Annotated in this window: 1 protein-coding gene and 1 pseudogene; both read right to left on the bottom strand. The window is 66.6% G+C overall.

All coding sequences use genetic code 11. The features are described from left to right. Positions 1-818, bottom strand: a pseudogene (locus IE195_RS26280) (hypothetical protein); the annotation flags it as partial. A gap of 195 nt (positions 819-1,013) precedes the next feature. Beyond that, positions 1,014-1,875 (bottom strand): LVIVD repeat-containing protein (locus IE195_RS17730; protein ID WP_373295666.1); only part of this gene is annotated, 862 nt, incomplete at its 5' end.

Genomic DNA, 1,875 nt, shown 5'->3' with positions numbered 1-1,875 from the left:
TCGGAGATGTCCATCATGATGCCGTCGCCCATGCAGGCGCCCGCGGCGATGTCCTTCTCCGGGTAGGCGGTGATGTCGTGGCACCCGCTGGTGCTGCGGTTCCCACCCTCGGGGAAGAGCACCGGATCGCTGACCAGGGCCGCCTCGGCGGGGTTGTCGACGGGGATCTCGATGACGGAGATCTTGTCGTGCGGCGGCTGGCAGTTCGGGAACCGTGACGAGGGCGAGTACGAGGACACGTACACGTAGTCGTGCTCGCCGTCCTTGCCGGGCACCAGGGTGTTGGTGTGGGAACCGCAGTCGGTACGCACGGCGGCCACGTACTGCGGGTTGGCCTTGTCCGAGATGTCGAAGACCCGGATGCCCTCGAACCCGTCGGGATCGGTGGTGGGCACGGAGGGCGCGCCGCACTCGTCACCGGCCCGGGGGTAGTCCACGGAGAAGTACAGCAGGTCCCCGCTGACCGAGACGTCTCCCTGACCACCGGGGCACAGCACCTCGGAGACGACCCGGGGAGCTTCGGGTTCGGAGATGTCGTAGACGACGAAGCCGTCGTAGTTGCCGCCGATGGCGTAGTCACCCGTGAACGCCAGGTCCGAGTTGAAGGCGTCCATGGCTTCGGACTTCGGAACGTTGGTCACATGGGTGACGTTGTCGCTGGTCTCGGCGTCGCTCTCGAAGGGGACCTGGTCCGCCGAGGCTGTGGCCGGACCGAGAAGCCCCATGGTCAGGGCGGTGGCGAAGGCGAGAGCGAGGCCGGCGGGACCGCGTCGGTACGAGGGGCGTCGGGGAACGGGACGGGCGGGGGATGACGCCATGTGTACTCCTGATTCCGAATGGAGCGAAACAGGAAGAACGTACACAGTTCAACATCAATATGTATAGAGGGGAACAAAAGAAAGATGGTTGTTAACACGGTGTAGAGCTGACCCGATCTGACTACGCACAGTGCCTAGGGTTCGTCCGGCATCGCGCGCTCCGGGCGCTTCGGCGGCCGCGGACCGCAGCGTCGGTCACGGGTCATCCGTTCGGTGCACCGGCTGTGACTGCGGGTTGAACTGGTCCAGGACCAGCTCCTCGGCCCTCTCGAAGCGGGGGTCGGTGAGTTCGAGCACGTCCAACCCCCGCTCGATGTCGGAGGAGTAGACGTGGCCGTTGTAGTAGTAGGCCGACCAGGATCCGGCCGTGCGCAGGCCGTCCGGGTCGGCCGGACCCCGGTCGAAGTGGCCGACCTCCGCGGGCCGGTCGGGGTCGGTGAGGTCGATGACCGAGACCCCGCCCTGGTACCAGGACTGCACGAAGTAGTTCCGACCCGGGACCGGGATCAGCGAACCGTTGTGCGCCACGCAGTTCTCTGTTTCGGACTGATGACGTGGCAATTTGTAGTAGCTCCGAAATTGCAGCTCGGGGCTCTCCCCGGAAAGGTCCAGCGAGTACACCGCGTCGGCGCCCCGCTCCGGGCCGGTTTCCTCGTTACAGGTGGCCGCACTCCCACCACCGAGCTCGTCGGTGAAGAGCACGTGAGCCGCGTCGTTGGTGAACGTGGCGGAGTGCCAGAAGGCGAAGTTCTCGTCCCGGACGCGTTCGACGACCACCGGGGCGAGCGGGTCGGAGATGTCGAGCAGCACCCCGTCGCCCAGACAGGCCGCTGCGGCCAGCCCCCACTCCGGATAGGCGGTGATGTCGTGGCACCCGGTGGTGCTGCGGTTCCCGCCCTCGGGGAAGAGCACCGGTGCGCTGACCACGGCGGCGGACTCCGGGTCCTCGTGCGGCACCTCGATGACGGAGATCCTGTCGTGCGGCGGCTGGCAGTTCGGAAAGTCCGACGAGGGCGAGTACGAGGACACGTAGACCACGTCGCTGCTACCGTCCGCT

Origin of the sequence: Nocardiopsis terrae (genome assembly GCF_014651695.1) — a bacterium.
GTDB lineage: Bacteria > Actinomycetota > Actinomycetes > Streptosporangiales > Streptosporangiaceae > Nocardiopsis > Nocardiopsis terrae.
The sequence above is the reverse complement of the archived record's forward strand: the minus strand, read 5'-3'. Positions and strand labels throughout refer to the sequence as shown.